At 59.5% G+C, this 21,446-nt stretch carries 19 protein-coding genes; 13 read left to right on the forward strand and 6 right to left on the reverse strand.

Annotation, left to right across the window (positions count from 1 at the left end):
* Window positions 1–5: 5 nt before the first annotated feature.
* The gene (locus ACPYOJ_RS23130; protein WP_481418324.1) at window positions 6–1,730 is read left to right on the forward strand and encodes an ABC transporter substrate-binding protein; all 1,725 of its coding nucleotides are present in this window, start codon (window positions 6–8) and stop codon (window positions 1,728–1,730) included.
* Between the two features lie 127 nt (window positions 1,731–1,857).
* The gene (locus ACPYOJ_RS23135) at window positions 1,858–3,390 is read left to right on the forward strand and encodes a phospholipase D-like domain-containing protein (protein ID WP_481418325.1); all 1,533 of its coding nucleotides are present in this window, start codon (window positions 1,858–1,860) and stop codon (window positions 3,388–3,390) included.
* Here ACPYOJ_RS23135 and ACPYOJ_RS23140 read toward each other — a convergent pair.
* A complete protein-coding gene (locus ACPYOJ_RS23140) occupies window positions 3,340–4,308 on the reverse strand; it encodes a lysylphosphatidylglycerol synthase domain-containing protein (RefSeq protein WP_481418326.1) in 969 nt (322 codons plus the stop codon). The genes ACPYOJ_RS23135 and ACPYOJ_RS23140 overlap by 51 nt on opposite strands.
* A gap of 66 nt (window positions 4,309–4,374) precedes the next feature.
* Between ACPYOJ_RS23140 and ACPYOJ_RS23145 the strand changes: the two genes are divergently transcribed.
* From ACPYOJ_RS23145 to ACPYOJ_RS23165, 5 genes are all read left to right on the forward strand, one after another.
* On the forward strand, window positions 4,375–5,145 hold the full coding sequence (locus tag ACPYOJ_RS23145; RefSeq protein WP_481418327.1) for an endonuclease/exonuclease/phosphatase family protein: 771 nt from the start codon (window positions 4,375–4,377) through the stop codon (window positions 5,143–5,145).
* 366 nt (window positions 5,146–5,511) lie between these two features.
* Complete coding sequence (locus ACPYOJ_RS23150) at window positions 5,512–6,756, forward strand: ABC transporter substrate-binding protein (RefSeq protein WP_481418328.1); 1,245 nt, start codon at window positions 5,512–5,514, stop codon at window positions 6,754–6,756.
* Window positions 6,757–6,840: 84 nt separating this feature from the next.
* On the forward strand, window positions 6,841–7,722 hold the full coding sequence (locus ACPYOJ_RS23155; protein ID WP_168831333.1) for a carbohydrate ABC transporter permease: 882 nt from the start codon (window positions 6,841–6,843) through the stop codon (window positions 7,720–7,722).
* Window positions 7,719–8,600, forward strand: a complete 882-nt coding sequence (locus tag ACPYOJ_RS23160; protein ID WP_168831334.1) for a carbohydrate ABC transporter permease — start codon at window positions 7,719–7,721, stop codon at window positions 8,598–8,600. The genes ACPYOJ_RS23155 and ACPYOJ_RS23160 overlap by 4 nt, the downstream gene beginning before the upstream one ends.
* 4 nt (window positions 8,601–8,604) lie before the next feature.
* Window positions 8,605–9,723, forward strand: coding sequence for an ABC transporter ATP-binding protein (locus tag ACPYOJ_RS23165; RefSeq protein WP_168831335.1), 1,119 nt, complete (start codon window positions 8,605–8,607; stop codon window positions 9,721–9,723).
* A gap of 23 nt (window positions 9,724–9,746) precedes the next feature.
* Here the strand turns inward: ACPYOJ_RS23165 and ACPYOJ_RS23170 are convergent, their stop codons facing one another.
* The 3 genes from ACPYOJ_RS23170 to ACPYOJ_RS23180 form a co-directional block, all read right to left on the reverse strand.
* Window positions 9,747–11,990, reverse strand: coding sequence for a glycoside hydrolase family 2 protein (locus tag ACPYOJ_RS23170; RefSeq protein WP_481418329.1), 2,244 nt, complete (start codon window positions 11,988–11,990; stop codon window positions 9,747–9,749).
* Window positions 11,991–12,037: 47 nt separating this feature from the next.
* Entirely contained in the window at window positions 12,038–12,949 is a 912-nt protein-coding gene (locus tag ACPYOJ_RS23175) for an SMP-30/gluconolactonase/LRE family protein (RefSeq protein ID WP_481418330.1), read from the reverse strand.
* Between the two features lie 97 nt (window positions 12,950–13,046).
* Complete coding sequence (locus ACPYOJ_RS23180) at window positions 13,047–13,868, reverse strand: SDR family oxidoreductase (protein WP_481418331.1); 822 nt, start codon at window positions 13,866–13,868, stop codon at window positions 13,047–13,049.
* A 141-nt stretch (window positions 13,869–14,009) separates the two neighbouring features.
* Here ACPYOJ_RS23180 and ACPYOJ_RS23185 point away from each other — a divergent pair, with 141 nt between their 5' ends.
* Complete coding sequence (locus tag ACPYOJ_RS23185; protein ID WP_481418332.1) at window positions 14,010–15,233, forward strand: adenylate/guanylate cyclase domain-containing protein; 1,224 nt, start codon at window positions 14,010–14,012, stop codon at window positions 15,231–15,233.
* Here the strand turns inward: ACPYOJ_RS23185 and ACPYOJ_RS23190 are convergent.
* Window positions 15,194–16,012 (reverse strand): SDR family oxidoreductase, encoded by an 819-nt coding sequence (locus ACPYOJ_RS23190; protein ID WP_481418333.1) that lies wholly within the window; start codon window positions 16,010–16,012, stop codon window positions 15,194–15,196. The two genes, ACPYOJ_RS23185 and ACPYOJ_RS23190, sit on opposite strands and share 40 nt — an antisense overlap.
* 173 nt (window positions 16,013–16,185) lie before the next feature.
* On the opposite strand from ACPYOJ_RS23190, the gene ACPYOJ_RS23195 reads away from it, so the two are divergent.
* The gene (locus ACPYOJ_RS23195) at window positions 16,186–16,845 is read left to right on the forward strand and encodes a methyltransferase family protein (protein WP_481418334.1); all 660 of its coding nucleotides are present in this window, start codon (window positions 16,186–16,188) and stop codon (window positions 16,843–16,845) included.
* A gap of 73 nt (window positions 16,846–16,918) precedes the next feature.
* Here ACPYOJ_RS23195 and ACPYOJ_RS23200 read toward each other — a convergent pair whose 3' ends face one another.
* Complete coding sequence (locus ACPYOJ_RS23200) at window positions 16,919–17,317, reverse strand: DoxX family protein (protein ID WP_481418335.1); 399 nt, start codon at window positions 17,315–17,317, stop codon at window positions 16,919–16,921.
* Window positions 17,318–17,552: 235 nt separating this feature from the next.
* Here ACPYOJ_RS23200 and ACPYOJ_RS23205 point away from each other — a divergent pair, with 235 nt between their 5' ends.
* From ACPYOJ_RS23205 to ACPYOJ_RS23220, 4 genes are all read left to right on the forward strand, one after another.
* Window positions 17,553–17,984, forward strand: a complete 432-nt coding sequence (locus tag ACPYOJ_RS23205; RefSeq protein WP_168831343.1) for an OsmC family protein — start codon at window positions 17,553–17,555, stop codon at window positions 17,982–17,984.
* A 146-nt stretch (window positions 17,985–18,130) separates the two neighbouring features.
* Window positions 18,131–18,748 (forward strand): TetR/AcrR family transcriptional regulator, encoded by a 618-nt coding sequence (locus tag ACPYOJ_RS23210; protein WP_481418336.1) that lies wholly within the window; start codon window positions 18,131–18,133, stop codon window positions 18,746–18,748.
* Window positions 18,749–18,787: 39 nt separating this feature from the next.
* Window positions 18,788–19,927: an efflux RND transporter periplasmic adaptor subunit gene (locus ACPYOJ_RS23215; RefSeq protein WP_481418337.1), complete on the forward strand. Its 1,140-nt coding sequence runs from the start codon at window positions 18,788–18,790 to the stop codon at window positions 19,925–19,927.
* A 27-nt stretch (window positions 19,928–19,954) separates the two neighbouring features.
* Window positions 19,955–21,446, forward strand: a 1,492-nt coding sequence (locus ACPYOJ_RS23220) for an efflux RND transporter permease subunit (RefSeq protein WP_481418338.1), incomplete at its 3' end; no start/stop codon positions are given.

The following is a 21,446-nucleotide window of genomic DNA, read 5'->3' on the forward strand; positions in this document are numbered from 1 at the left end:
ATATTATGCGAAGGCATCTATTAGCGACAACAGCAGGCATTTTGCTGGCCATGGCCGGCTCCGCCTACGCGGGGATGGATGAGGCGAAAGCCTTTCTGGACAAGGAAATCGGGGATCTCTCGACGCTTTCCCGCGCCGATCAGGAAAAGGAAATGCAGTGGTTCATCGATGCGGCGAAGCCTTTCGCCGGGATGGAAATCAAGGTGGTCTCCGAGCCCATCGCAACCCACAGCTATGAACAGAAAGTGCTGGCGCCGGCATTCAGCGCCATAACGGGCATCAAGATTAGCCATGACATCATCGGCGAAGGCGACGTGATCGAGAAACTGCAGACGCAGATGCAGTCGGGAGAGAACATCTACGACGCCTATGTCAATGATTCCGACCTGATCGGTACCCATTGGCGCTACCTGCAGGCGCGTAGCCTGACCGACTGGATGGCGAACGAGGGCAAGGACGTCACCAACCCCGGCCTCGACCTCGCCGACTTCATTGGCACCAGCTTTACGACGGCTCCGGACAAGGAGCTGTACCAGCTGCCGGACCAGCAGTTCGCGAACCTCTACTGGTTCCGATACGACTGGTTCAACGACGAAAAGAACAAGGCCGACTTCAAGGCTAAGTACGGCTACGATCTCGGCGTTCCGGTCAACTGGTCTGCCTATGAGGACATCGCCGAGTTCTTCACCGGCCGCGAGATCGACGGCAAGAAGGTCTATGGCCACATGGACTACGGCAAGAAGGACCCGTCGCTCGGATGGCGCTTCACCGACGCCTGGCTCTCCATGGCCGGCAACGGCGACAAGGGCATCCCGAACGGTCTGCCGGTCGACGAATGGGGTATCAAGGTCGACGAAAACTCGCGGCCGGTCGGCTCGTGCGTGGCGCGCGGCGGTGACACCAACGGCCCGGCGGCGGTCTATTCGCTCCAAAAATATCTCGATTGGCTGAAGGCCTATGCTCCGCCGGAAGCACAGGGCATGACCTTCTCTGAATCAGGCCCCGTGCCGGCCCAGGGCAACGTCGCCCAGCAGATCTTCTGGTACACCGCCTTTACCGCCAACATGGTCGCTCCCGGCCTGCCGGTGGTGAATGAGGACGGCTCGCCGAAATGGCGCATGGCGCCGAGCCCGCACGGCGTCTACTGGAAGGACGGCATGAAACTCGGCTATCAGGACGTGGGTTCATGGACGCTGATGAAGTCGACGCCTGACGATCGCGCCAAGGCGGCTTGGCTCTATGCGCAGTTCGTGACCTCGAAGACCGTGGACGTGAAGAAGAGCCATGTCGGCCTCACCTTCATCCGCGAGTCCACGATCCGCGACAAGAGCTTCACCGAACGTGCGCCAAAGCTCGGTGGTCTGATCGAGTTCTACCGCTCGCCGGCTCGCGTGCAGTGGTCGCCAACCGGCACGAACGTGCCTGACTACCCGAAGCTCGCCCAGCTCTGGTGGCAGGCGATCGGTGAGGCGGCAACTGGGGCTCAGACGCCGCAGGAAGCGATGGATTCGCTTTGCTCCGAGCAGGAAAAGGTGCTGCAGCGCCTGGAACGAGCAACGGTCCAAGGCGACATTGGTCCGAAGCTCGCCGAAGAGCACGATCTCGAATACTGGAACAAGGATGCCGCCGGAAAAGGCAATCTCGCTCCGCAGTTGAAGGTCGAGAACGAAAAAGAGAAGCCGATCACGGTCAACTACGACGAACTGGTCAAGAGCTGGCAGTCGAACTGATCGTCATCGGAGCGGGCCGGAGGAAACGAGGCTTCCGGCCCGCGTCACAAGCTTTGTACCGCAGGGGAACAAGTCCAGTGACTGCGGAGTTATTCAGCGCATCCAATTCGATTGTGCTGGATAGAAAATGACCGATTTTCGAGCCATATCCGATAACCGCAGGTCAGCCAAAGCAATTGATTACATTACCACGGTCGCTCGCCGCCGCGCAGTTCCCCCCACCGTACCGGACGGTATCGTCAGCCAGGGCCGAAACGCCTGGCGTGTGGGCAAGGCGGACAAGGCGGCCTTTCTGGTCGACGGCGCAGCTTATTTCGCGGCGCTCGATCAGGCCGTGCGTCAGGCAAGACATTCGATCTGGATCATCGGCTGGGATTTTGATCCCGATATCCGGTTGAGACCATATGCAAGCTCACAGACACTTCGTGATCTCCTGCTGGAACTTGCGGACGACAACCCCTCGCTGCAGATCCGGATTTTGGTCTGGGGCATGGGGCCGATCTATTCCGGCAAGACACTGAAGCTCTTCAAGGAAAGCGACCTTTCTGCACACCCTCAGATCAATCTGCGTTTCGACTTGCGGCACCCGTTGCGCGGCTGCCACCATCAAAAGCTGGTTTCCGTCGATGACAGCGTCGGCTTCCTTGGCGGCATAGATCTGACAGCGCGGCGCTGGGACGAGCCGGACCATCGCGTCGACAACCCGCATCGTAGGACGCCCGACGGGGTACCTTACGGTCCCGTGCACGATATGCAGGCGATGATTTCCGGCGAAGCGGCACGACTGATCGGCGAGGTGTGCCGGCGGCGATGGAAACAGGCAACCGGTGAGGCGATCGCAGACTCTCCCGAGGAAGCAGTGCCATGGCCGCCTGCGATCCCCCCGGAAATGGAGCATGTGAAGGCAGCCATTGCACTCACAGAGCCGGGACTGATTGGCAAACGCGGGCGCTTCGAAGCCTTCCGCCTGACACGCGATGCCATAAATGCAGCGAGGAAATACATCTATATCGAGACGCAATATCTCGCCTCTTTTGGCGTAGCCCGGGCGATTGCGAAACGCCTCAGAGAGGCTGATGGCCCGGAGATTGCCGTTCTGGTCACGAAGAGCTCGCACGGCCTTATCGAAAAGCTGACAATGGGCAACAACCGCGACCGGTTGATCCGCAGGCTCAAACGCATCGACCGGCATGACCGCTTGCGCGTGATGTACCCCGTAGTGCCGGACGGGCAGGATGGCGAGCAGGAGGTCATCATTCATTCCAAGGTGGTCATTGTCGACGATCATTTCATTCGAATCGGCTCGTCCAATCTCAACAACCGTTCGGAGGGGCTTGATACGGAATGTGACCTGGCAATCGAGGCCGAGAGCGACATTCACCGACAGGCAATAGCGGCGCTTCGGCACCGGCTGATCGCCGAGCATCTCGATGCCACGCTCGAGGCGGTGCGCGACATGGAAACCGCGAAGTGCTCGCTGCTCGCTACCCTGGAAGCACTGAATTTCCGCAAGCGGGGTCTCCGCCATTTTTCGGTCGATGTCTTCCGAGGCCAGACATCGCCGATGATCGGGACTGCCCTCGTTGACCCCCGCCGGCCCTACTGGCTGCTACAGAAGCTGCGTCTGCGCATCGGCCGGCTGATCAGCGCCATCTTCTGACACCTTCCGCCGTTTCCGGAACACGACCTCGCTGATCGCGAAGACCGGAAGGCCGATCAACAATGGAAGCAGGAAATAGATCATCCTGAAGGCGACCAGAGCGCCGATTGAAGCGGCCCCGGGCAGGATGTGGCTTATTGTTGTTTCGAGGACGCCCAGGCCTCCCGGCACGTGCGTGAAGAGGACCGCGATATTGGCAAGCACATAGGCCGTCGCCGTCTGGACGAAGCTTACGTTTCCCTGGGCCGCCAGCATCTGATGCAGGCAGGCTGCGACGAAGATGAAGTTCAGCGTGCCGATGAAGACCTGGCCAAACGCGATCTTCAGGCTTGGCATTTCAAAGCTCCACTTCCACAGATGCAGCGGTGCGCGGAGGGTCGCGGAAAGCACGAGGTAGAGAGCGGGAAGACCGAGACAGGCGAGGCCGAGGCTGAACAGTCCGGCCGGGTTGAGTTTGAGGAGGTTTGCAGCGTCCTGCGGGTTGAAGAGCAAAGCGAGGCCGGCGAGCGCCGATAGGCCGATACCCACGGTCAGGCCGCAAAACAGGATGACCTTGGCGATCTCTTCGGCATTCAAGCCCGCCCGCGAATAGAAACGGTAGCGGACAGCGCCGCTGCTCAGCGCTGCGAAACCAAGGTTATGCCCGATCGAGAGACTGGTGAAGGAGGCGAGGGCGGCTTTCGGATAGGGCAGCGGTTTTCCAGCGTAGCGGAGCGCCAGCCAGTCAAAGCCGGTAAGGCAGACATAGGAAGCGGCTGCAAAGCCAAGGCCCGCGATAAGGCGGAGGCCGGGTATCGCGCGGATCGATTCCACGACTTCGCTCAGCGTGTAGCGGCTGAAGACCCTGTAGAGCAGGTAAGCGGCCAGCAGGAGGCCGAGAACGAGGGTTGCATTGATGAGCGCTCGCTTTGCAGACATGCATGTCCCGTTTCGTTGGAGTTCCGCGGATGGAACGAAACAGGCCGAAAGCAAGTTCCCCCGGACATGAGCACATTCTCTTCTGTCTTGCCGGAGCAAGCTGGCGGCGAACTGAAAATCCTGACCTACAATGTGCATAGCTGCATCGGTACGGACAGGCGAATCGAGCCGACGCGGATCGCCGATGTGATCGCGGAAACGGGCGCTGATATCATTGCCCTGCAGGAGCTGGATGTTGGCCGCAAACGCACTGGCGGCGTCGACCAAGCCCATATGATCGCCTCACTCTTGAAGATGGAAGCCCACTTTCATCCGGCGCTGCATGTCGAGGAAGAGAAATACGGCGATGCCATTTTGACAGCCCTTCCCACCCGGCTGATCAAAGCCGGACCGCTGCCCTCCGTTGGCGAGATGCGCGGAGCGATATGGGTGCAAGTCGACCTGGCCGGAGCCCATTTGAACCTATTGAATACGCATCTTGGTCTGCGCCGCGTTGATCGGGCGCGGCAGGCGACGGCGCTGCTCGGCGAGGAATGGATCGGAAGTGCCAACTTCCGAGCTGCGCCAGCGATCATCTGTGGCGACCTCAATGCCATTCCGTCATCGCCGGCCTACAAAATGCTCGCACGCCATTTCCGCGATGCACATCTGCTCGCCGCCCGGCGTCCGCGCGCGACCTACCCTTCGCGGTTGCCGGTTCTGCGCATCGATCATATTTTTGTATCCGATGGACTTGGTGTGACATCCGCGACTGTGCCGACGACACCGCTCGCGCGCCGTGCCTCCGACCATCTCCCCCTGTTGGTCAGCGTCTTGCCGGGTCCAGCGCTCAGGTGATCGGAAAATCGATGCGAGGTCTCTGCGGAAACTGGGTTCCGGCATGCTGATGGTTTGATGCATGCGAACGTGCATCCGAGCGCCTCGCCAGCCAAAAATCACACCCGTGAAACGCTACCTTCTTCCGTCCTCTCGCAGGGAAACGAGTTTTATGCTGCAGTTTTGAGTGAGTAAAAGTTTTTCAATGACTTAGCATGGCATTTGATTTTTCTTGCATCGCGAGAAAGACTTGACGCCGCTGCTTTTATATCGTTTTAAATTATCAACCGCGATGGGAGTTGCGGGGCATGTTTGCCGCTTCAACTGCGGGAGACATCACGGCGGACGAGGAGGGTCTCGCCGCTGACTTGCGAACGGGAGGATATCATGCGCAAGTTTTTGGGCTCGGCAGCTGTTGCTGCCGTTATGATGGCGGGTACGGCAGCTTACGCAGCCGAAAACGTCGAAGTTCTGCACTGGTGGACATCCGGCGGTGAAGCCGCGGCTCTTAACGTGCTGAAAAAGGATCTGGAAACGAAAGGCATCGGCTGGACCGACATGCCGGTCGCCGGCGGCGGCGGCTCCGAAGCGATGACCGTTCTGCGCGCCCGCGTTACATCAGGCAACGCCCCGACGGCCGTGCAGATGCTCGGTTTTGACATCGTCGACTGGGCCAAGGAAGGCGCGCTGGGCAATCTCGACGATACTGCCGCCAAGGAAGGCTGGGACAAGGTCATTCCGGCGGCGCTGCAGAATTTCTCCAAATATGACGGCCATTGGATCGCCGCGCCGGTCAACGTTCACTCCACCAACTGGATCTGGATCAACAAGGCCGCGCTCGACAAGGCCGGCGGCAAGGAGCCGGCGAACTGGGATGAGCTGATTGCACTGCTCGACAAATTCAAGGCTCAGGGGATTGTCCCGATAGTTGGCGGCGGCAACGCCTGGAACGCGACAACGATGTTCGACTCCGTCGTTCTTTCGCTGGGCAACGATTTCTACAAACAAGCCTTTAACGATCTCGATCCTGCCGCGTTGGGCAGCGACAAGATGAAGGAAGCCTTTACCCGCCTGACCAAGCTGCGGTCCTATGTCGACGACAACTTCTCCGGCCGCGAGTGGAACCTCGATTCTGCCATGGTTATCGAGGGCAAGGCCGGTATGCAGATGATGGGCGACTGGGCAAAGGGCGAATTCATAAAGGCCAAGAAGGTCCCCGGCACCGATTTCGTCTGCATGCGCTTCCCCGGCACCCAAGGGAGCGTAACGTTTAACTCCGACATGTTTGCGATGTTCAAAATTGCACAGGACAAGGTGCCCGCACAGCTGCAGATGGCATCCGCCATCGAAAGCCCGACGTTCCAGTCCGCCTTCAATGTTGTCAAGGGGTCGGCTCCTGCACGCACCGACGTCCCGAATACGGACTTCGACGCTTGTGGCAAAAAGGCAATCGCAGACCTCAAGGAAGCCAGCGACAAGGGCACGTTGATGGGCTCCATGTCGAACGGTTACGGTGCACCGGCGGCAGTGAAGAACGCGGTCTATGACGTCGTCAACCGCGTGTACAACGGCGAACTGACGCCGGATGAAGCGATCAAGGAACTGCCGGCCGCCGTCGCTGCTGCGAAGTAACAGGCCAAAATAGGCCCTCATGGCCCGGAGCGGTACTGCTCCGGGCCTCTTCCGGACAGACCACCTCGACGGTAACGCCAGACCATGTACAGTCGCAACCGATTGCAGGAGATATTGCCGAAACTGGTGCTCGCGCCAAGTTTCCTCATCGTCCTGATCTTCGTCTATGGCTTCATCGCCTATACCGGCTTTCTGTCGCTGACCGACAGCAAGATGCTGCCGTCCTACAATCTCGTGGGCCTCATCAACTACCAGAGGCTCTGGGCGTTGCCGCACTGGTGGCTCGCGATCAGCAATCTCGCGATCTTCGCATCTCTCTACATCATCATCTGCTCGGTGCTTGGGTTGTTCCTTGCGATCCTGCTTGATCAGAAGATTCGCGGGGAAGGATTGATCCGGCCGATTTATCTCTATCCGATGGCGATCTCTTTCATCGTCACCGGGACGGCATGGAAATGGTTCCTGGATCCCGGTATCGGCCTTGAGAACACGATGCATCTCTGGGGCTGGGAAAGCTTCTCATTCAACTGGATCAAGGATCGCAACTACGCCATCTACTGCGTGGTGATCGCGGCCGTGTGGCAGTCGTCCGGCTTTGTCATGGCGATGTTTCTCGCCGGCCTTCGCGGTGTCGACAACGAGATGATCAAGGCAGCCCAGGTTGACGGCGCCTCGACCGTGACGATCTACCGGAGGATCATCATTCCGCTGATGCGGCCCGTGTTTCTTTCGGCCTTCGTCGTGCTCGCGCATCTGGCGATCAAGGCCTATGACTTGATCATCGCGCTGACCGGCGGGGGGCCGGGGCAGGCGACGGAGCTTCCCGCGACCTTCATGTATTCCTATACCTTCACCCGCAATTCGATGGGCATCGGCGCATCGTCGGCGATTATCATGCTGGCCATGATCTTCTCGATCATCATTCCCTATCTCTATTCGGAAATCCGCGGAGGCAGCAGCCGATGAGCACGCCAAACCCGCAGAACGTGATGTCGCACAACCGGCTGACCCGGGCTTTGATCTATGCGGCGCTGATCTTCTTCGTCGTCTATTTCCTGCTGCCGCTTTATGTGATGGTGGTCAATTCCTTCAAGCCGCTGGATGAAATCCGGCAGGGCGGCATGCTGAACCTGCCGCAGGTCTGGACCATCGAGCCGTGGATATCCGCGTGGTCGACGGCACAGGTCGGCGTGCAGCCGACGGGGCTCAGGCCCTTCTTCATCAACTCGATCCTCATGGTCATCCCGGCGGTGGCGATCTCGACGATCATGGGCGCGCTGAACGGCTATGTGCTGACGAAATGGCGCTTCCCGGGTTCGAACATCTTCTTCGGGATGCTATTGCTCTCCTGTTTCATTCCGTTCCAGATCGTGCTCATCCCGATGGCCCGCATCCTTGGCATACTTGGTTTGGCCGGGTCGATCTGGGGTCTCATCATGGTGCACGTGATATACGGCCTTGGCTTCACAACGCTTTATTTCCGCAACTACTATGAAGCGTTCCCGACCGAACTCGTGCGCGCGGCGCAGATCGACGGCGCCACCTTCTTCCAGATTTTCCGGCGCATCCTGCTGCCGTCCTCGGCGCCGATCATCGTGGTGTCCGTCATCTGGCAGTTCACCAATATCTGGAACGACTTCCTGTTCGGCGCGTCGTTTTCCGGACCCTATTCGACGCCGATGACGGTGGCTCTCAACAATCTCGTGTCGTCATCCACCGGCGTCAAGGAATACAATGTTCACTTCGCGGGCGCGATCCTCGCCGCCTTGCCGACACTCGTCGTCTACATCGTCTCCGGCCGCTATTTCGTGCGCGGCCTGATGTCGGGCGCAGTCAAGGGATAGCCTCATGTCGTTTCTCAAGATCTCCAACCTGCGCAAATCCTACGGCTCTATCGAGATCCTGAAGGACATCAATATCGAAATCGAAAAGGGCGGCTTCCTGGTGCTGGTCGGCCCGTCCGGTTGCGGCAAGTCCACGCTGCTGAACGCAATCGCTGGCCTCGAACCGATCACGTCCGGCGACATTGCGATCAACGGCCGCTCGGTTGAGGGGCTCGCACCATCGCAGCGCGACATTGCGATGGTGTTCCAGTCCTACGCGCTCTACCCGAACATGACGGTTGCCGGGAATATCGCCTTCGGCATGGAAATCCGCAAAGTGCCGAAGGAAGAGCGCGAAAGGGCCATCAAGGAAGTGGCGGATATGCTGCAGATCGGTCATCTGCTCGACCGCAAGCCAAGCCAGCTTTCCGGCGGCCAGCGACAGCGCGTCGCAATGGGGCGCGCGCTGGTGCGCCACCCGCAGGTCTTCCTCTTTGACGAGCCGCTGTCCAACCTCGACGCGAAGCTGCGCGTCGACATGCGCACGGAGATCAAGCGGCTGCACCAGCGCATGAAGACGACGATCGTCTATGTCACGCACGATCAGATCGAGGCGATGACGCTCGCGACGAAGATCGCCGTGCTGAAGGATGGCGTGCTGCAGCAATTCGGCACGCCAGCCGAGATCTACAACAGGCCGGCCAATATTTTCGTGGCTGACTTCATGGGATCGCCAGCCATGAATCTCCTGAACGCGACACTGGAAAGTTCCGACACCGGGGGGCTGCAGGTCTCGCTCGACCGGCCGAATGCCGCGGCGCTGAAGCTCCCGGTTCCTGCCGGCAACAACAGCCTGACCTCCTATGCCGGCAAGAAGGTCATCTTCGGCATTCGCCCGGAAGCCCTGACCGATCCCGACGGCGCAGACCGCAAGGCGAAGTCGCTGGCGGAGGGCGATTGCCCGATCGAGGTCGTCGAACCGGCGGGCTCGGACACTTTTGCCGTGACGAAACTCGGCGGCAAGTCGGTCGTCGCGCGGCTGCGTGCCGATGCCGGCATTCAGCCCGGGCAGAGCACGCGCCTTGCCTTCAATCTCGACAAGGCGGTTTTCTTCGATCCGGAAAGCCAGCTCCGGATCGCGTAACGTCGAGAGCCTTGAAGGCTCTATCAGACGGCCGTTACCTGCAAGGTGACCGGTGAGAAACGGGAGGAGATTGCCTCGACCGTGATGCTACCCATAAGCCCGGTCGCCTCCAGCCAGAAGCCGGCCGTACCGCCCTGCAGGGGAACGATGGAACGACCGACGATCCTGGCAGGACCGTCGACGTGCAGCGCGACGTTGTCGTGCAGGAAGGGCAGGCGCTGGCCGTACTGATCCAAGGCTCGGATGACCACCCGCGTTGTGTCGCGTTCGCGGGCTTTCAACGAGGTGCTATCGGCCACCACTTCGAGCGTCATCGGCAGCGGATCGGCGGCAAGCCGCAGCCTGGCGACCGGCTGACCATCGATATACCCCGTGAATTCGCCGTCGAGCCACTCAAGACCCCATGTGCCAAGTTCATCCGCCGTAAAATGGCGATGATCCAGCACGACGGGCGGATGCGGCAGGTGCGGATAGTTTTCGCGATCCGGGCCAATGCGCTTTGTAAGCGAGCCGTATCTCAATTCGACTTCATCGCAGTTGGTAAGGATGATCAGCGGCAGAACGCCGCCGATATTGCGCTCCCCGCGCGCCCAGAAGGTTACGGGCTTCATGATGATCTCGTCGGACGGATCGCACTGGCTGGAATAGACGTAGGCAGCGAATTTCGGCTCGCGGAACATGTCGAGCACGCCGTGATAGCAGATGCGGTCGCCGGAGCCGAAGTCCTTGTGGGTATTGTAGTCGAACATGCACCAGCCGATCGCGCCTGAAATGTCGGGGTCGCCATAGGCGGCGTTCAGCACTTCGAGGTGCCGCCGGACGTGCTCGGCCTGACGCGCCTCCTGATCGTAGATCTTGGTCGGGTGCATGTGGCCGTTGAACTCGGTGATGAGGTACGGCACTTTGCGATCGAGACCGGTATTTTCCTGCTGGCTGCGAAGCGCCGTGCGCGGTCGATTGGCGCCGGGCAATTCCTCGTTGCCGAGGATGAAGTCGTTCATCGTGTAAACGTCTTCGAGCAGCTCGCTGTCCGTGAGGTAGCGGACGCCGCCGGTCTCGCGTGTCGGGTCAAGTTCGCGGGCAAGACGGTTGGTTTCGGTGTAGAAGTCGTGACTGTCCAGCGACTCGTTGATGCGCACGCCCCAGATGACGATCGAAGGATGGTTCCAGTCGCGTTCGATCATGCGGCGAACGTTCTGGATCGATTCCTTTTGCCATTCGAGATCGCCGATGTGCTGCCAGCCGGGGATTTCTTCGAAGACCAGCAAACCGATGCGATCGCACTGATCCAGGAACCATTTCGACTGCGGGTAGTGCGAGGTGCGGACGATATTGCACTTCAGCACCGACTTCATGATGTCGGCGTCGCGCTCCTGCGCCGAGCGTCCGGCGGCATAGCCGACATAGGGAAATGACTGATGGCGGTTCAGGCCACGCAGCTTCAGCGGTGCACCGTTGAGCAGAAAGCCCTCCGGCGTGAACTCGGCGGTACGGAATCCGAAATGCGAAGACAGCCTGTCCGAGCCATGGCTGGTCTTCAGGTCAACGACGATTTCGTAAAGAGTGGGGCTGGAGATATCCCAGAGCAGAATGTCCGTCAGGTTTTCGAAGGAAAGCGTCACATCTTCGCCCGTCGTATCGGCGGATGCGGTCGCAATCACGGTGCCGGAGCTATCCTTCAACGAACCGGTGACGGCACCGATAAAGCCGGAACTCTGCGGATTGGCGAGATGGCAGCGGACGCTGACTGATTTGGCGTCGGAAAGTACGTTTGCGGTTTCGATCTTGATGTTGCTGATCGAAACCGCGCCGGTGACTTTGAGCCAGGCGTCGCGATAGATGCCGGCATAGGTGAGATAATCGATGCGGCCGCCAAAGGGCGGGATAGCCGGGTTCTCGCTGCCGTCGATCTTCACAGTGATCAGATTGTCGCCTGGGAGGAGCTTGCCTGTGAGGCGGGCCTCGAATGGCGTGTAACCGTCCTTGTGAGCAACGATCCGTTCGCCGTTCAGATAGACGACGCTGTCTGCCATGGCGCCGTCGAAGACGATCGATACCTCGCGTCCTTCGAATTCCGGAAGCCAGCGCAAGATCTTCTGATAGGTAAAAGCGCGCTGATAAAGCGTCTCGTCAAAATAGTTGAAGGGCAGCTCGACGGCAGTGTGCGGCAGGCTGACGCTCCTCGTGCCGTCGAAGGCATCGAGCAGCCGCTGGCCGAAACCCTCGTGGAAACTCCATGATTCATTGAACGAGACGACGGACCGCATCCCGGACTCCTCTCAAGCATGTCTATTGGTTCGGCCGGCAAGGCCGCTTATGGATATTGCGCGCCATTCGTCGTGGTATAGATCGAGTAGAGCGACTGCGTCGCCGTGATGAAGAGGCGGTTCTTCTTCTGGCCGCCGAAGACGACGTTGGAGACGGTCTGCGGCACTTTGATCTTGCCGAGCAACGTGCCGTCCGGCGCAAAGCAATGGACGCCATCGGCGGCACTAGTCCACAGATTGCCGTCGATATCGAAGCGAAAGCCGTCGGGTATGCCGTTGTCGATCGAGCAAAAATAGCGGCTGTTGGTCAGTCTCCTGCCGTCGGCAACGTCGAAGACACGGATATGACGCGGCACGTCATGATCGGCAGAGCCGGAGTCGGCGATGTAAAGCTGTTTTTCGTCGGGCGAAAAAGCAAGGCCGTTCGGCTGGATGAAATCGGTAACCACCGCTTCGACTTTTCCGCTGTGCGGATCGATGCGGTAGACATTGCGTGTATCCTGTTCCTGCTCCGCCTTGTGCCCCTCATAGTCCGACTTTATTCCGTAGCTCGGGTCCGTGAACCAGATCGAGCCGTCGGACTTCACGACGACGTCGTTCGGCGAGTTGAGGCGCTTGCCCTGGTAGCTGTCGGCGAGCACGGTGATCTTGCCGTCGGGCTCCGTACGCGTGACGCGGCGGCCGCCGTGTTCGCAAGAGATGAGGCGGCCCTGGCGATCGCGGGTGTTGCCGTTGACGTAGTTCGATGGCGAGCGAAAAACCGAAACGCCGCCATCCGGCATCCAGCGCAGCATCCGCTCGTTGGGGATATCGCTCCAGATCAGGCAATTGAGATCGGAGAACCAGACGGGGCCTTCCGCCCAGCGACAGCCCGTATAAAGCTCCTCCAGCCTCGCGCTGCCTGCAATCAGGTTTCTGAAACGGTCATCACGGATGTCATAGAGCGTATCTTCCGACACTGCTTGGCTCCTCCCTAACCATTGAGTATTTCGTAAACAGAAACGGCAATGGGTTCCAGAGCCCGGTGTGTCAAATCCGCCGGGCTCTGGTGATTTTTCAGAGAGGTGTTGCAGGATGGGGCGAGCCGTCATATGCGCCCCAGATCGACTGGTCGAAACAGATGACAGAACCGGTCATCAGGCCGGATTCTGCCGAGGAGAGGTAGGCGCAGGCGCGGGCGACCTCTTCGGGGTCGACGAGGCGGCCAAATGGCTGAGTTTCTGCCGCCTTGGCCAGCCAATCGTCGGGCGCGTTGTGGTATTCCCTCTGGATGCGGTCCTCGCCTTCCGACGCCATCCAGCCGATATTGAGGCCATTGACGCGGATGCGATTGCGCAGCAGCGCGTAAGCCGTGTTTTTCGTCAGTGTTTCAAGTGCACCCTTCGATGCGCAATAAGCGGCGATGAAGGGCTGGCCGGCCTTGGCGGACATCGAGCCTATGTTGACGATGGTGCCTTCGATCTTTTCGCGGCGCATCACCTTGACCGCTTCCTGCATCAGGAAGAACGGCGCCCGGACATTGATCGCGAACATCCGGTCGAAAAGCTCCGGGCTGGTGTCGAGGATTGTGCCGCGATCGGTGATGGCTGCGGCGTTGACCAGGGCATCGACCCGACCGAAGGTCTCGTCACAGGCGCGCACCACATTCTGCGCGTCTTCGACCTTCTCAAGATCCGCCTTGACGTAAACGACCTTGGCTCCTGTCTTTGAGGAGATCTCCTCGGCCTTCGCCTTGCCCTTCTGTTCGTTGCGGCCGCAGATGACGATGCCTTTCGCGCCGCGCTCGGCAAAAAGGCGGGCGATGGTGGCGCCAAGCCCCTGCGTGCCGCCGGTGACGATTGCGATCTTGCCGTCGAGGCGGCTGTGGTCCGTGGTCATCAGATTCCTCCCTCATTGATGCATGGTGATGATATGCGAATTGCCCCTCTGGGGGCGAGGGCCTTAATGTTGCAGACCACCGAAGTCTTCCTTGAGCCGCGAAATGGAGCTACAGCTTCGATTGAAGCGAAAGTGAAGGCCATGGATAAGAGCGATATCGGCACGATTGCAGCATGGCTCACGGAACAGGGCCTGAAAGGAACCTCGGAATCCGAGCTGCTGTCCGGATTCTGTGTTGCGTGCCGGGCAGCGGGCTTGCCGCTGGACCGCGGGATGGCGCTTATGGACACGCTGCATCCGGTGCACGAGGGACGCGCCTTTCGCTGGGATAGCGAGTCGGAAATCGAGAGCGAATTCGAATATGGTCCGAGCGGCGAAGGCGAGGCGCTCTCTACTTGGCAGCGCTCGGCTTTCTATTATCTATGGTCAGGGAATGAAAACGAAGTTCGCCGCCGCATCGGCTTCGGCGATCCCATCGATTTCAATATGCTCGACAAGCTGCTCGAAGCGGGCCACACGGACTACGTGGCGCTCGTCCATCGTTTCGCCAAGGAAGGCACGATCGGCGAGATGGACTGCTTCTTCTCGCATTTCGCTACCAAGCATCCGGAAGGCTTTTCCGACCAGGATCTGAGCATTCTCCGAAAGCTCGTGCCCATTCTGGGGCTCGCAATCAAATGCATAGCTCTCGGCAGGATCGCGCGGACGATTGCAGAGGTTTACCTCGGCAAGGATGCCGCGCGGCAGGTGATGGAAGGCAAGATCAGCAGGGGCAAGTCCGAGAGGATTTCGGCAGCACTCTGGTTCTCCGACCTTCTGAACTACACCAAGATATCGGACAACGCGCCACCCGAAGAAATCCTGCCGTTCCTTAATGAATATGGCGAAGCAGTGATTTCAGCGATCCATGAGGCAGGTGGCGATGTGCTGAAACTTATCGGCGATGGCGTGCTTGCGATCTTCAAGGCGGAGGAGCCATCCGACGCCTGCTGCGCAGCACTGCGCGCAGAAAGATCGTTGCGGGAAAAGCTCGCGACGCTCAATGCTGCACGTATCGTGGACGGCCGGCCGACAACAGACGTCTATCTCGGCCTCCATATCGGTGATGTGTTCTACGGCAATATCGGCAGCCAGGAACGGCTTGATTTCACGGTTATCGGTCCAGCGGTCAACGAGGTCAGCCGGATTGCTTCAGTCTGCCGGTCGGTCGATCTCAACGTGCTGATGTCATCGGATTTTGCCGCGGCTATTCCGGATGCCGAGCGCGCCGGCATTGCCTGCATTGGCCGCTACGCGCTTCGCGGCGTCAAGCGGGCGCAGCAGCTCTACACGCTCGAGACTGCGCAGCTCGGTGGTCCAGGCTGACGAAGCAGCCCCTGGCCGCCATCTATCCAAATCGGTGTACCGGTGATGTGGCGCGAGCGGTCGGTGGCAAAAAACAGGATGGCTTCGGCGACGTCGTCGCTTTGCCCCGCTTCCCCGCCAGTGATCGGAATCTCGCCTTCCGGCCAGACGACCGGGATTTCCGTTTCCCTTCGGTGGCGGCTCCTGGTGTTCTCATCGATATTCGTGTCGATGGCGCCCGGGCAGACGGCATTGACGCGGATCCCGTGCTTGCCAAGTTCCAGCGCAAGCTGCTGCACCATAGCGACCTGACCGGCCTTCGTGACCGTATAGGCGGTTGCTCCCGGAGTCGTGAAGGTACGCGTACCATTGATCGAGGAGACGACGATGATCGAGCCGCCACCATTCGACTTCATGTGCGGGACGGTGAGATGGAGCGTCAGGTAGGTTCCCCGCAGGTTGACGTTGATCGTCTTGTCCCACTCCTCCGGCTTCAGGTCGTCGATCGGCGCCCAAACACCGTTGATGCCGGCATTGGCGACGACGATGTCGATGCGGCTGAATTTGGTGACGAGCTTTTCGATCGCCCCGCGCATGGCGGCTTCATCGCTGGTGTCGGCAGTCAGCGGAATCGACTCGCCGCCTGCGGAATGGATTTCGGCGCATGTTTCCTCGACCTCGCTGCCGGTGCGGCTCAAAACGCCCACCTTGGCGCCTTCCGCGGCCAGCCTGAGTGCCGTCGCCTTTCCGATGCCGGAACCGGCGCCGGTGACCAATGCAATCTTTCCCTGAAGTTCCATATGCCAATCCTCGTTGCCTTCGCGCTAGGGCAATGTTCGAACGCGGCGCTTGGTTCCAGTTGGAGCAATCGGCGGTGCGGCTTGTTGATTTTGCGGTTGCGAAGGAGCAGATTTCAGCCACGAGGTCTTGTGCTATACGGACTTTTGCCCTTGGGGATGATGAGATCGCAATCATGAGACCGACGTTCACATTGATGCTGCTGGCAATCCTCGGCAGTGGCGCCTTTTTGGCGCTCGCCATTCTGGGCTGGGGTGGTTTTGCAGCATTTTTTTCCCATCCGCCGTTGGTCGCGCTGACCGTTGTCCTCTTCGCGCTCACCATCGCCGCACTTTTCAGCAGCGGAAACCTGAGTGCCGGCGTAAGGGAGGATCGCTCCAACCGCTGGGTACTGACGGCCTTCGCGGTAATTGGCGTGTTGATCGCTTATCTGCCGGCTTATATGGACCGGATCGATGTCTGGACGGTCGACGGCGCTGTCATCCGCTGGATCGGCGTTATCCTCTTTGCCGTGGGTGGGGCGTTGCGGCTTTGGCCGGTATTCACGCTCGGGCGCCGGTTCAGCGGTCTCGTTGCCATTCAGCCCGACCACAAGCTCGTGACGGACGGGGTATTCCGCATCATCCGTAACCCCAGTTATCTCGGCCTGATGGTCAGCACCCTCGGTTGGGCTCTGGCGTTTCGCTCGGTTATCGGAATTGGCCTTACAGCATTGATGCTTGTGCCGCTGATTGCACGCATCCGAGCAGAGGAAGCGCTGCTGGAATCGCAATTCGGTGAAGAATATGCAGCCTACCGCCAGCGAACCTGGCGGTTGATACCGGGCCTCTACTGACTGCAGAGAGCATTCGGGCCGCATCGAACCGGCGTTTGGTGCGATGCGGTGCCAATGAGCCTGAGCGGCGCTCCTAAAGCCTTACCAGATTGCGATAGATCGCCCATTTTTCCGGTCCGTGCACGGCGGCAAGCAGAAGCCCGGCGAAGAAGGTAAAGTGGTCGATGAAGAAGCCGAATTCTGCCTGATTGTTCGCCCAGCGCGACGGGCCATGAAAGGCGAAGGCCAGGAAGATCACGTAGATGCCGGCAAGCAGGCTCGCTTCGGTGAAGAAGGCGCCGGTTATCAAGGCGAGCGCCAAAGCCAGCTCGAAGAAGGCTGCGACCCAGGCGAGAAAACCCGCCATCGGAAAGCCAGCGGAGGCAATGTAGGTTGCGGTTGCGCCCATGTCGGCAAACTTGAAGCCTGCGGCCATGAAGAAGACGAAGCTGAAGATGATGCGCGCGACGATGACTGCAATTGCTCTGGTCATTTGAAATCTCCCTCTGTGAGCTTTCACTATGACGGATACCGCGCGCTGCTTCCTACACCTGCAAGAAAAAAGGGCGGCTCGATGCGACCCCCTTGAACGAAGCTCAGATTTTTATGTGGCCGTCGCCTTCCGAAGATAGAGCCTTATATTGCCGCTCGGGGAGGCTTCAGCCTTCTTGCGGTAGGAAGCGGCCAGGGCCGTTTTCGAGGACAGTTCGATCAAACAGGAGGACGGCATGCAGATCAATCGTACAGGTTCGGCCCAGTGGTCCGGTGGTCTCAAGGATGGCAAGGGACGGATATCGACACAGAGCGGCGCACTAAAGGAATATCCCTATGGCTTTGCGAGCCGCTTCGAAGGCGTTCAGGGCACCAATCCAGAAGAGCTGATCGGCGCGGCCCATGCCGGCTGCTTCACCATGGCGTTGTCGTTGATCCTCAGCGAGGCGGGGCTTACGGCCGAAAGAATGGAGACAACAGCGAGGGTGACGCTTGAAAGCGTCGAAAATGGTTTTGCGATCACGGCGATCCATCTTTCGCTGACAGGCAATGTTCCCGGCGCCGATCAAGAGAAATTCACGGAGCTCGCCAATAAGGCCAAGGCCGGATGCCCTGTCTCCAAGGCGCTTTCCGCAGTGCCGATCACGCTGGAGGTCAAACTGGGCTGATTTCCCTTATTTTCTGGCTTTCAATGCCGCGCGCCCCGGGCCGCGGCATTTTTATGTTTCCGAAAAATATTGACAGCTGACATATGATGTTTTACGACTGACGAAATTCAAAAATCGTCAGTCGTAAGCAAGGCTTTTGAAAACGCATGGATGAGTTGGCAGACAGCACTCTGGAGAAAACCCGCCAGGAGAATGTGACACGCATTCTCGATGCGGCTGATCGGCTTTTCCGTCACTATGGCTACAGCAAGACGACGGTTGCCGATGTGGCGCGCGACCTCGGCATGTCGCCGGCCAATATCTATCGCTTTTTTGCTTCGAAGGTTGAGATCCATCAAGCAATCTGCGGCCGTATGCTCGAGACGAGTTATAAGATGGCTTTCGACATCCGCCATCTGCCCGAAAGCGCTTCTGAACGGCTGCGCCGCTACGTGCGTGGCCAGTATCAGATGACGCTCGATACCATGCTCGACCAAGAGAAGGTGCACGAGATGGTCATCGTCGCCATCGAACGCGACTGGCACGTTATCGAAACGCACATCGACAGCATTCACGACCTTATTGCGGAGATCATCCGCGAGGGCATCGAGGCCGGCGAATTCGCCGAGCAGGACCCAGTCGTCGCATCCCGCTGCTTCGGGGCTGCGACAGTCAATCTCTGTCATCCGCAGATGGTGGCGCAATGTCTCGCCAAAACCAACCGGGCAACGGTGGACGAACTGATCGAATTTTCGATCAGGGCTTTGAAACAATCTGACCGTTAGACAGTCAGGAAATCACACGAAACGATCAGGAGTGGGAAGATGGTTTCGCTTAAGACACGCAGGCTGCCGTCTGTTTTCAGCATAGCGCTTGTCGGCGCGATCACTTTCGGCCTTGCCGGGTGCAGTGGTGAAGAGAAGAAGGCCGAAACGAAGGAAATCATCCGCCCCGTCAAGGTCGTGGAGATTGCCAAGGCTGGCGAAACACGCGCGCTTTACTATTCCGGTGCCGTAAAGGCGCGCGTTGAAATGAACCTTGGCTTCCGCGTCGGCGGTAAGATCACCGAGCGCCTCGTCGATATCGGTGAGCATGTGAAGCCGGGCGATATGCTGGCGCGCATCGATGCCACGGATTATCAGCTCGCGGCAAAGGCAGCGGAAGCGAATCTGGCGGCGGCCGAAAAAGGTGTGCAGACGGCAGACCTCGCCAACAAACGTGCCGTGCAGCTCTTCGATAAGAGCGTTGCCTCCAAATCGCAGCTCGAACAGGCGGCGCTTTCCTACGACCAGGCCGTCTCGACGCGCGATGCCGCGGTCTCCTCGCTCGATCAGGCGAAGAACCAGGTGAGTTACACTGAACTGAGGGCCGACCAGAACGGCATTGTGACCGCAATCAATGCGGACTCGGGTCAGGTCGTGGCTTCCGGTACCCCGGTCGTAACCGTTGCCATCGATGGCGAGAAGGAGGTCCAGATCGCGGTGCCGGAAAACGATATCGCCGAATTCAAGCCCGGCAAGATCGTGAAGGCAACCTTTTGGTCGGATAGCAAGCTGGTACTGGACGGGAAGGTGCGCGAAGTTTCCGGCAGCGCCGATCAGCAGTCCCGGACCTTTTCCGTCCGTGTCAGCCTGCCCAGCGATCAGCGTGTCCTGCTCGGCATGACGGCGACGATCGAGGCGGACGTCACGAATTCCAATCCTTATGTAGCGGTTCCTTTGGGTGCCCTTGCGGACAAGGACGGGAAGAAGTTCGTCTGGGTCGTCGACCGCGGCGCGTCGACCGTCCACGCCCGCGAAATCGATGTTGCCGATTTCACCGGCGACGGCGTCAACATCACGAGCGGCCTGGATGCCGGTGATCTCGTCGTTGCCGCGGGCACGCAGTTCATGACCGAGAACCTGAAGGTCATGGTGCCGGGTCAGCAGTCGGCTTCGGCCGAGCCCGCCGCCGCAATTCAGTAGATGCTGTCTCGGAGAGGGACCACGGCCATGGACGCCAACACCACTGAAAAGCGCCCCTTCAACCTGTCGCGCTGGGCGATCGGCCATCCGAGCATTGCGCGCTTTCTTTTCGGGTTGATCATCATCACCGGCGTGCTCGGGCTGATGCGGATGGGCCAGAAGGAAGACCCGGACTTCACATTCCGTGTCATGGTCGTGCAGGCCTTGTGGCCGGGCGCTTCCATCCAGGACATGGAGGACCAGGTCACCAACAAGATCGAGCGCAAGCTGCAGGAAACGCCGCATCTCGACTGGGTCAAGTCCTATACACGCGCCGGCAGCACGATCATCACCGTGCAGGTAAAGGGCGACACGGATGCGGCTGAGGTAGCTGACGCCTTCTATCAGGTGCGCAAGAAGGTCGGCGATATTTCCGGAGACCTGCCGCAGGGCCTGCGCGGTCCCTATTTCAACGACGAATTCGGCGATACCTTCATCACGCTGCACTCGATCAGCGGCGACGGTTACACCTATCCAGAGCTGAAGAAGTTCGCGATTCAGGCGCGTGACATGCTGCTGACGACGCCGGGCGTCGAAAAAGCCGTGATCATCGGCGACCAGCCTGAGAAGATCTATATCGACGTCTCATCCAAGGCGCTCGCCGAGCGCGGCCTGACGATCGTCGATCTGCAGAATGCCATCAAGGGGCAGAATGCCGTCGATCCTGCAGGCTCCGTCGATACCGGCCTGCGCTCCGTGCGCATTTCCGTCGAAGGCAACCTGCACAAGGTCGAAGACATTCGCGAACTGCGCCTGCGCTCCGGCAACCAGGTGACGCGCCTCGGCGATATCGCCACCGTTTACTCCGGTCTCGAAGACCCCTACCAGCGCAAGTACCGCTTCAACGGACATGAAAGCGTGCAGGTCGGCGTCGTCATGGCCAAGGGCTTCAAGGTCACCGATGTCGGCAAGGATGTCGAGGCGACCTACCAGCGCTTCGAGGAATCGCTGCCCTACGGCGTTTCCGTCGACCAGATCTCCAACCAGCCCGACGTCGTGACCGATGCCATCAGCGAGTTCATGCATGCGCTCGGCGAAGCATTGGTGATCGTGCTCATCGTGTCGTTCCTGTCGATCGGCTGGCGCTCGGGCCTCGTCATCGCCATTGCCATTCCGCTGGTGCTGGCTGCAACCTTCGCCATCATGTATGAGCTCGGCATTGATCTGCAGCGCATCTCGCTCGGAGCGCTCATCATCGCGCTTGGCCTGCTCGTCGACGACGCGATGATCGTCGTCGAGCTGATGGAACGAAAACTCGAAGAGGGGCTCGTCAAGATCGAGGCGGCGAGCTTCGCTTATTCCTCGACAGCCTTCCCGATGCTGACGGGGACGCTGATCACGACCGCGGGCTTCATCCCGGTGGGCTTCGCGGAATCGACGGCAGGCGAATATGTACGCACGCTGTTCTACGTCGTCGGTATCGCGCTCGTCGTCTCCTGGTTCGTTGCCGTCTATTTCACGCCGTGGCTCGGCTACATGA

It is taken from the genome of Rhizobium sp. SVR5-9E (assembly GCF_056755095.1).

What these genes read in the sequence shown, in the direction of transcription:
- ACPYOJ_RS23200 (WP_481418335.1), bottom strand. Translation starts at nt 17,317, where the DNA reads ATGACCAGAGCAATTGCAGTCATCGTCGCGCGCATCATCTTCAGCTTC.
- ACPYOJ_RS23160 (WP_168831334.1), top strand. Translation starts at nt 7,719, where the DNA reads ATGAGCACGCCAAACCCGCAGAACGTGATGTCGCACAACCGGCTGACC.
- ACPYOJ_RS23150 (WP_481418328.1), top strand. Translation starts at nt 5,512, where the DNA reads ATGCGCAAGTTTTTGGGCTCGGCAGCTGTTGCTGCCGTTATGATGGCG.
- ACPYOJ_RS23130 (WP_481418324.1), top strand. Translation starts at nt 6, where the DNA reads ATGCGAAGGCATCTATTAGCGACAACAGCAGGCATTTTGCTGGCCATG.
- ACPYOJ_RS23135 (WP_481418325.1), top strand. Translation starts at nt 1,858, where the DNA reads ATGACCGATTTTCGAGCCATATCCGATAACCGCAGGTCAGCCAAAGCA.
- ACPYOJ_RS23195 (WP_481418334.1), top strand. Translation starts at nt 16,186, where the DNA reads ATGAGACCGACGTTCACATTGATGCTGCTGGCAATCCTCGGCAGTGGC.
- ACPYOJ_RS23205 (WP_168831343.1), top strand. Translation starts at nt 17,553, where the DNA reads ATGCAGATCAATCGTACAGGTTCGGCCCAGTGGTCCGGTGGTCTCAAG.
- ACPYOJ_RS23155 (WP_168831333.1), top strand. Translation starts at nt 6,841, where the DNA reads ATGTACAGTCGCAACCGATTGCAGGAGATATTGCCGAAACTGGTGCTC.
- ACPYOJ_RS23170 (WP_481418329.1), bottom strand. Translation starts at nt 11,990, where the DNA reads ATGCGGTCCGTCGTCTCGTTCAATGAATCATGGAGTTTCCACGAGGGT.
- ACPYOJ_RS23215 (WP_481418337.1), top strand. Translation starts at nt 18,788, where the DNA reads ATGGTTTCGCTTAAGACACGCAGGCTGCCGTCTGTTTTCAGCATAGCG.
- ACPYOJ_RS23185 (WP_481418332.1), top strand. Translation starts at nt 14,010, where the DNA reads ATGGATAAGAGCGATATCGGCACGATTGCAGCATGGCTCACGGAACAG.
- ACPYOJ_RS23180 (WP_481418331.1), bottom strand. Translation starts at nt 13,868, where the DNA reads ATGACCACGGACCACAGCCGCCTCGACGGCAAGATCGCAATCGTCACC.
- ACPYOJ_RS23210 (WP_481418336.1), top strand. Translation starts at nt 18,131, where the DNA reads ATGGATGAGTTGGCAGACAGCACTCTGGAGAAAACCCGCCAGGAGAAT.
- ACPYOJ_RS23140 (WP_481418326.1), bottom strand. Translation starts at nt 4,308, where the DNA reads ATGTCTGCAAAGCGAGCGCTCATCAATGCAACCCTCGTTCTCGGCCTC.
- ACPYOJ_RS23165 (WP_168831335.1), top strand. Translation starts at nt 8,605, where the DNA reads ATGTCGTTTCTCAAGATCTCCAACCTGCGCAAATCCTACGGCTCTATC.
- ACPYOJ_RS23145 (WP_481418327.1), top strand. Translation starts at nt 4,375, where the DNA reads ATGAGCACATTCTCTTCTGTCTTGCCGGAGCAAGCTGGCGGCGAACTG.
- ACPYOJ_RS23190 (WP_481418333.1), bottom strand. Translation starts at nt 16,012, where the DNA reads ATGGAACTTCAGGGAAAGATTGCATTGGTCACCGGCGCCGGTTCCGGC.